Origin of the sequence: Paraglaciecola sp. (assembly GCF_051252315.1) — a bacterium.
Lineage (GTDB): Bacteria > Pseudomonadota > Gammaproteobacteria > Enterobacterales > Alteromonadaceae > Paraglaciecola.
This window is the reverse complement of record NZ_JBPOFP010000162.1, coordinates 1-8034: the sequence shown is the minus strand read 5'-3', so window position 1 is coordinate 8034 and position 8034 is coordinate 1. Positions and strand designations below refer to the sequence as shown.

At 36.7% G+C, this 8034-nt stretch carries 8 protein-coding genes; all 8 read left to right on the top strand.

Going from position 1 to position 8034, the window contains the following annotated elements; translation table 11 throughout:
- The first annotated feature begins 134 nt into the window (after positions 1 to 134).
- The 8 genes from ACSHXM_RS19980 to ACSHXM_RS19945 all read left to right on the top strand — a co-directional run bounded on the left by ACSHXM_RS19980 (position 135) and on the right by ACSHXM_RS19945 (position 7926).
- Positions 135 to 1100 (top strand): glycosyltransferase family 2 protein, encoded by a 966-nt coding sequence (locus ACSHXM_RS19980; protein WP_435691850.1) that lies wholly within the window; start codon positions 135 to 137, stop codon positions 1098 to 1100.
- On the top strand, positions 1093 to 2193 hold the full coding sequence (locus tag ACSHXM_RS19975) for a glycosyltransferase family 4 protein (protein WP_435691848.1): 1101 nt from the start codon (positions 1093 to 1095) through the stop codon (positions 2191 to 2193). Before ACSHXM_RS19980 ends, ACSHXM_RS19975 begins: the two co-directional genes overlap by 8 nt.
- Positions 2193 to 3095, top strand: coding sequence for a glycosyltransferase (locus tag ACSHXM_RS19970; protein WP_435691846.1), 903 nt, complete (start codon positions 2193 to 2195; stop codon positions 3093 to 3095). Before ACSHXM_RS19975 ends, ACSHXM_RS19970 begins: the two co-directional genes overlap by 1 nt.
- Before the next feature lie 31 nt (positions 3096 to 3126).
- Positions 3127 to 3972: a glycosyltransferase gene (locus tag ACSHXM_RS19965; protein WP_435691844.1), complete on the top strand. Its 846-nt coding sequence runs from the start codon at positions 3127 to 3129 to the stop codon at positions 3970 to 3972.
- A 5-nt stretch (positions 3973 to 3977) separates the two neighbouring features.
- A complete protein-coding gene (locus ACSHXM_RS19960) occupies positions 3978 to 4988 on the top strand; it encodes a glycosyltransferase family 4 protein (RefSeq protein ID WP_435691842.1) in 1011 nt (336 codons plus the stop codon).
- A gap of 9 nt (positions 4989 to 4997) precedes the next feature.
- The gene (locus tag ACSHXM_RS19955; RefSeq protein WP_435691839.1) at positions 4998 to 5816 is read left to right on the top strand and encodes a sulfotransferase domain-containing protein; all 819 of its coding nucleotides are present in this window, start codon (positions 4998 to 5000) and stop codon (positions 5814 to 5816) included.
- A 77-nt stretch (positions 5817 to 5893) separates the two neighbouring features.
- Entirely contained in the window at positions 5894 to 6781 is an 888-nt protein-coding gene (locus ACSHXM_RS19950) for a glycosyltransferase family 2 protein (RefSeq protein WP_435691837.1), read from the top strand.
- Positions 6781 to 7926 (top strand): hypothetical protein, encoded by a 1146-nt coding sequence (locus ACSHXM_RS19945; protein ID WP_435691835.1) that lies wholly within the window; start codon positions 6781 to 6783, stop codon positions 7924 to 7926. Before ACSHXM_RS19950 ends, ACSHXM_RS19945 begins: the two co-directional genes overlap by 1 nt.
- The last annotated feature ends 108 nt before the right edge of the window (positions 7927 to 8034 follow it).

Sequence of the window (8034 nt, the reverse complement as noted above, 5' to 3'; positions counted from 1 at the left end):
ACCTTAAATATACTACCCCAAAATATTTATTTAGTAACCAAAGCCCAATCGACTGTTTTAGAGGCGCTAGATAATGAAGACATTTTATTGTTTGATGTATCAGCAGACGCCGCTTCAAAATTGGAATATTTAAAATGAAACTAATTGTACAAATCCCCTGTTATAACGAAGAGTTAACGCTTCCAGCTACATTTAATGATATCCCCAAAAGCATCCCTGGCGTTGACCAAGTAGAAATAATGATCATTGACGATGGCTCTACTGACAAAACGATTGAAGTAGCTCAAGAATTAGGTGTTGACCACATAGTGATCAATAAAAATAACAAAGGCTTAGCACGAACATTTAGAGCAGGTATTAATGAATGTTTAAAACTGGGAGCCGATATAATTGTTAATACCGATGGCGACAACCAATATGCAGGTTGGGATATTCCAAAGTTAATTCAACCTATTATCGATGGTAAAGCGGATGTAGTAGTGGGCGATAGAAATACAGCCAAAGTCGCGCATTTTTCGCCAGTAAAAAAGTTTTTACAGCGTTTAGGTAGCTATGTTGTTAAAACCTTGTCAGGTGTACAAGTACCAGATGCGGTAAGTGGTTTTAGAGCCTACAGTCAAGATGCTGCGTTACAGCTAAATATCGTATCTCCTTTTAGTTATACCATTGAAGCTTTAATACAAGCTGGTAAAAAGCATATGGCCGTAGCATCAGTACCCGTTGAAACCAATGAAAAAACACGCGAATCTAGATTATTTAGTAGCATTCCTAAATTTATTGAAAGACAGCTAACCACAATTATACGCATGTACGCCATGTACCAACCATTGCGAGTGTTTTTCTTTATAGGTTTATTCCTTTCACTTATTGGCATCATTCCAATACTGAGATTCTTATTTTTCTACTTTACCGACGGTGGAGCTGGACATATTCAATCATTAATTCTTGGTGGTACCTTTACCATTTTAGGCTTTATATCTTTCTTAATAGCGATGTTAGCTGACTTAATGAACTTTAACCGTCAACTCATAGAACAAACACTAGAAAAAGTTAGACGTATTGAATTAGAGAAATACGAAAATAATAAAGACGATGCTTAAAAAAGAACAAAAGGTCCTTTTTATCACGCGCAAGTGGCCTCCTGCAGTTGGCGGAATGGAAACCTATAGTTATGAACTAACTAAAGCGTTTACTAATAAAGTAACGTTAAAAACATTAGTTTTGCCAGGAAAAGAAGATGGGGCGCCACCGGGTATGTTAGCTATGCTACTTTTTATTATGAGTAGTGCATGGTTTATCATTCGTCATGGTCGTCAGTTTGACACCATTCATATTGGTGACTTTGTTTTAGCGCCTTTAGGTCTAATAAGTAAACTGTTTGCCAAGCCAGCAAAAGTTGTCATTATGATCCATGGTCTGGACGTATTATTTGGAAATAGAGCGGGGATTCTGGCCAGAATTTATCGTATTTACCAAAATATAATGTCCAAACTCCCCATCGCCGACCATTATATTGTTAATAGTGAAAACACTGGCAGAATATGCCAAGACTTAAGTTTGACGCCAGTAACCGTCATTCCTTTGGGGGTAAATACTGATTTACCAGCAGTAGACACCACTAAGCATAACTTTAAAATATTGTTTTTAGGAAGGTTAGTGGTAAGAAAAGGAGCCCTATGGTTTGCAAAAAATGTATTACCTCTACTCCCGCCTAACTTCGAATTTGTGGTCGTAGGAAAAACCTGGGATCAAAGTGAGCAACAAGGTTTAGAAGGCTGCCCAAAAGTTAATCTAGTAGGTTATGCTTCAAATGATTTATTAAGCGAACTAAAGCATCAATCTTGCGTGGCTGTTATGCCAAATCAACCAAGTGAAAACCAAACTGATGTAGAGGGCTTTGGCTTAGTCGCAGCTGAAATATCTGTGCAAGGAATACCTTTAATTGCCTCAAATATTGAGGGCCTCACTAGTGCTGTTATTAATAATGAAACAGGTTTTTTGTTACCCAATGATGACATCGAGGCTTGGGTAGCTAAAATTAAAGATATTGCCAATTGGGATAAAGAAAATAGGCACCAATATAGTGAAAAATGTCGAAGCCGAGCAGTTGCCTATTACAACTGGCAACGAGTGGCCACAGATACTATTGAGGTATATCAAAAACTACAAGAGTCACAAAAGGAAGTCGCCTAATGCCCTTACCTTTAGTTTCCGTAGTTATGCCTGTATTTAACGACTACACACGGTTAGACAAATGTTTACAGGCAATTTCTCAACAGAGTTACAAAGGTGAAATTGAAGTGATTGTAGCTGACAATAACTCCACTCAATTTGACGACGCCATCATTGAAAAACATTCAAATGTAACCAAAATCATAGAAACTAAACCCGGCTCATATGCAGCCAGAAACAAAGCTATCCCCTTACTAAATGGAAAAATTATAGCCTTTACAGATTCTGACTGTATTCCTGACTTAGATTGGATAGAAAACGGAGTAACACTCTTACAAAATAAGCAATATTCACTCATTGCTGGAAATGTTGAAATATTCTTTGAAGGTCCATCTCGTAAGCCTAATTGGGTCGAAATATTTGAGTCTATTCTTGCATTTCCGCAAAAAGAAAATGCAGCCCTAGGCAGATCTGTGACAGCAAATTTAATGATTACAGCTGATGCACTCTCTGCTGTTGGCCAATTTGAAGAAGATACATACTCAGGTGCTGACTATCAATTTACACGTAGAGCCACATCACAAGGCTTTAAAATAACCTTTGGTGATAATGTAACGGTTAAACACCCAGCTAGAGACTCTATTGGGCAAATAAGAAAAAAAGCGAGACGCGTGGTAGGTGGCTTTTATGAACTACGTAAAGTGGATTCCAACATGGCTAGTCAATTTAGCGCAAAATCATTAATAGAAGATGCTCTTCCCCCTTTTCATGCAATACGCTCCTGTTTAGACCGAAAAAAGTCTCATGACATCACTTGGAGTAATATCATCAAAGCCGTATGTATAGCGTGGCATAACAAGATTTACCGACTTTACCTAAAGTTATCTTTAGTGCTAGGTATTGGTATTAAAACCGAGCGATAAATAACCAACATTCATATAGGTAAGTAACATTATGAGCGAAGACATGGCAAAAAGTCTGCCTAAAGTAAGTGTGTATATTCCCACTAAAAATCGCCCTACAATGCTCAAAAGAGCAATCGACTCGGTTCTCGCTCAAGACTATAAAAATGTTGAAGTAGTTGTGAGCGATGACGGCTCCACCGATGATACGCCCGAGTTTATGAACAAATATTGTAAACTCCACAATAACATCATTTATATCCGTTCAGACACCTCTAAAGGAGCGTGTCATGCTCGTAATCAAGCTATTTTAGCGTCTACTGGCGAATTTATAACAGGCCTTGATGATGATGATCGTTTCACCCCAGAACGAGTAAAAGTTTTTGTAAAATCTTATCGTGACAGCGACTCCTTTCTTTGTTCTCTATTTAATAATTTCGATGGAGAAAAATACATACCTAGTCGCTATTACCAAAAAACAATAGATAAAAATCGTATTTTTAGGCGTAATTGTGTAGGCAATCAAATATTCGTAAAGAAACAAGATTTATTAGACAGTAATTTGTTATTTGATGAGACGTTCCCAGCTTGGCAGGACTATGATTTTTTTACCAACTTAATCTGCAACTTAGGCCCCGCTAGGCGAATATTCGTACGTACTTATGTCATGCACACAGATCATGAAAAAGAACGAATAACGAACCCTAAACGCATATTACAAGGTTATAGACTCTACTATAAAAAATATCGTTCACTTATGAACCATTCGCAGCGAGTATCGCTAGCCGTTAATGCCTATAACTTGCAACGTAAAGTCATGCCCAAGAAGCTTAAATTATTATGTATAAAACATTTTAATTTTTACGACTTATTCAAAATTTTAAAGAGTGGTAGGTAAACGCAATGAAAATTAGTTTTCCTTACACTTTTGCAGGCTCAGGCAGTGATATTTGGACAATAAATATCGCTCGTCAACTTGAGAAAAAAGGAATTGATACCGAAGTACAGGTTTTCCCTAAACATTTTCAACATTACCCCTATTTACTTAGATCTAAGTTTAAGCCTAATGGCGCTGACATCATCCATACCAATAGTTGGACTGGCGCGGGGTTTTATCAAAATGAATTGCCCCATGTCACCACTGAACACTTAGTTGTGCATGATCCACTCGTTAGCCCTTATAAAGCTGTTACTCAAAAAATGTTTCACAAAATAGTCTATCAACATGAACGGTTAGCGTTTAATAATGCCCAAGCAATTACCGCTGTTAGTCAATACAGTGCAAACAAAGTAGTAGAGTGTTTTGGTAATCAGGCGACTGCTATTCAAAACGGTATCGACACAGAACAGTTTTATATTAAAACGCCATTGAAAGATTTAAATACAAAAGGGAAAGGCAAGGTAAAACTACTATTTGTAGGTAATTTTAGTCAACGGAAAGGCGCCGATTTATTACCTAAGATAATGCAAAAATTAGGTAATAACTTTGTTTTATTTACGACCACAGGGTTACAAGATACAAATGTTGCTGAAACAGAAAACATAGTATCAATTGGCAAGTTAAATCAGAGCGAGCTACTCGAATATTATAATTATTGCGATATTTTCTTATTCCCCACTCGACTAGAAGGACTGAGTTTAACCACACTAGAAGCCATGGCTTGCGGCATGCCAGTAGTAACAACAAACTGTTTCTCCATGCCTGAACTGGTAGTAGATGGAAAAGGTGGTTACTTATGCGAGCTCGATAATGTTGATATGTTTGTACAAAGTATCCAAAAAATAATTGATGACAAAGAACTAACTTCTAAGTTAAGTGCATTCAATCGACAACATATAGAAGATAATTTTTCATTAACTCAAATGACCGAAAAATATATCAACCTGTATGATAGTTTATTAACTAATAGGTAAGGGATATACATGCAATTTATAAAACGACAGCTTAAAAACAAATATATGTCCTTGCTAGGAATTAACTTTGTACCTAGAACGTTTCAAGAAGCTTTAGTGAGACTTCAAACTACTACACCGTTTTTATTAGTAGGCTTGCCTCGCAGTGGAACTTCTATTACTCAGTCGTGGATTAATCAACACCCTCAAGCTTTTATTAGCTATGAATCAATAATTGAGCCTTATATTAAAGAAAGGAACCCTTATCGATTAGCAGGTTTTTTTTATGAGTCCTTGAGACAATATAGCCATTTAAATAATATGTCTGAAAATAGTGTAGTTAAAAGTACTATTCAAAGTGGCAATTATAAATTGGTGGGCAATAAAACGATTTTTCAATTAAATAAAAGTTATCAGCGCTCTTTAGTCTCGGCAATAAAAAATCAACAGAAATTGAAAGTCATTTTTATAGATAGAGACCCTAGAGACCGCATTGCATCAATTATAAAGTGGCACAAAAAGCGAGATGCCACCTTAGTAAATACTAAAACAACCAGCGAGAATGTTAGCAACATCATTCAAACTGAGGCTAGCCGCAGCAATGATTTTACCGATTTCGTTAGTAAAATGTCCTGTAACGATAACGTATTAGTGATTAACTACGAGAAGATAGCCACAAAACAACTTGATGTTAACGCACTTTATTCATTCCTAGGATTAGATGCATGCGATCCAGTAAAATCTTTTTTTGATGATGAAATGCGTGCTAGTTCAATAGATAAATGGCGACAAGATCTCACCGCAAAGCAACTTGAGCAGATTGAGGCCATCTGCGATTGTGTAGACTAATTGTTTTGAGAATCACATTAAAAAATTTAATTAACATAGATCATATTAACCATTTTAAAGAAAAGGACTCAGCTTAAATGATAGCGAGTATTATTATTCCAGTGTTTAACGATTTTTACGCTATTCAACTAACGTTAGATGCTTTACGTAAACAAACCATTGATAGCCATGAGTTTGAAATAATCGTAGTGGATAATGGCTCAAAAGATGGCTCTGTAAAATGGTTGCAAGACCAACAAGACATTGTTTTTATATCTGAAACATCCCACTTAGGTAGCCCTTATTCTTGTCGGAATAGAGGTATAGAAGTCGCTAAAGGAGAGTTAGTCATATTACTAGACTCTACTTGTATCCCAGCCTTAGACTGGTTAGAAGCAGGGATTAATTTTTACAGGGAAACGTCAGAATTATTATTCGGTGGCTGCGTTAAATTTAATTTTGAAGATAAAACGACAATCGGAAAACTCTACGACTCTATAACTAACGTGCAGATGGAGCATTCTATTCTTCATCAACAAAAAGCCAAAACGGCCAACTTATGGGTTCATAAAACCGTATTTTCTGAAAAAGGAATGTTTCGAGAAGGTGTACGATCAGGTGAAGATGTGCGTTGGACTAAATTTTGCACTGATAGCGGTATGCATTTAGGTTATTCCGAGCATACCAAAGTATACAAATTTGCCCGAGGAACCTTTGAATTACTGAAAAAGCAAATAAGAGTCGGAAAAGGTCAAATGAGGTTATGGCGCTCACGCTCAGAGGTAAAAAAACAATTTACACAATCCCTCAAGAAAGTGTTGCCAATCTCCCCCAAAACAATGCGGTTATTAATGGCCAGAAATAAAGACGTAGAATATACATGGCACATTGTTGCGCGTTTGTATCTCGTTTCATACTTATCTGAATTAGCGACCTTGTTCGGAAATGTTTTAGGCCTTTTTCAAAAACAAAAAGCGATTAGCTAATGAATTTAGAACAAATACTAGAAAATATTGCAGAACAACACTTACCTCTTTTGGAGGAGCATGGCTTTATCCCTGGCGGGCATAACGGCCCTTACTACGATAAAGAAACACCTGTTAGAAACACCGCGCATTGGTCAACTATTTTTGCTTATCTGTATCAAAAAACACAGCGTCCCGATTATTTACAGGCTGTTATCAGCTGCGCTGATTATTTAATGTCTGTGCCTGCAAGACCTATGCAAGCTAGCTTTTATTGTCGCACCAATATTAATAAAGACTTATCAAATGGTACCATTGGGCAAGCTTGGGCTATAGAGGGACTAGTTTCTGCTTATAAAGTCACGCAACAAAAAGCCTATCTTGAAACCGCCAGAGAAGTGTTTCTACTACACCCATTCGACGAACGATATAACCTTTGGAAAGTAGTAAATGTTGATGGCAGTATTCGTCAGTTTGATATGACCTTTAATCATCAACTATGGTTTGCAGCAAGTGGAGCAGTGCTATTGGCAGAGCTTGACGACCTGGAAATTAAGCGCCAATGTGATTTGTTTTTTAATGCTTTGCCGAGCATGTTAAGAATATACAACAATGGGTTGATTAAACATGGCGTATTAAATTCAGTCACCTTTATCGACAAATTACGCAACGTGTTTGACTGGATAACCTATAAGCGAAAATCGATAAAAAGTGGCAAAGACATGCGCTACAAAGAAAATGGATATCATCTTTTTAACCTATATGCATTTGCCCTAATAAAGCAATTTTACGGTGATATTCCACTTTTCAACTCAGACAAATTTAAAAAGGCACTTAGTTATTGTTTTTCAGAACAACTACATGACTCATTAGAAAATCAGGATAGAAGTAAAGATATCAATAAAATGCCAAAGGTCACTACAGATCAAGTCAATATCTATGGATATTCTTATAATGGTCCTGGGTTTGAGTTGCCCTATATTACTAAGGTATTTAATAATGAGTTAGGTGATAACTCTGTGTTGATTTCGCAAGTGACTAAAAAACAACTTGAGTACACTTATAACCATGAACAAAAGAGTTTGAACATTCATACCGAAGACCAAGCTACTCTTGAAGCACGATTTTATGAATATGTGCGATATATCAATACTCACTCTAGCTAAGGTTCAATGATTACAATGTTAGACATAAAAAAAATCGAATTGCGCACAGAAGAAGACATTATCGATGCGTGGCAGAACCAAAATGATATCGTTGTGAGTGTCTTGTGC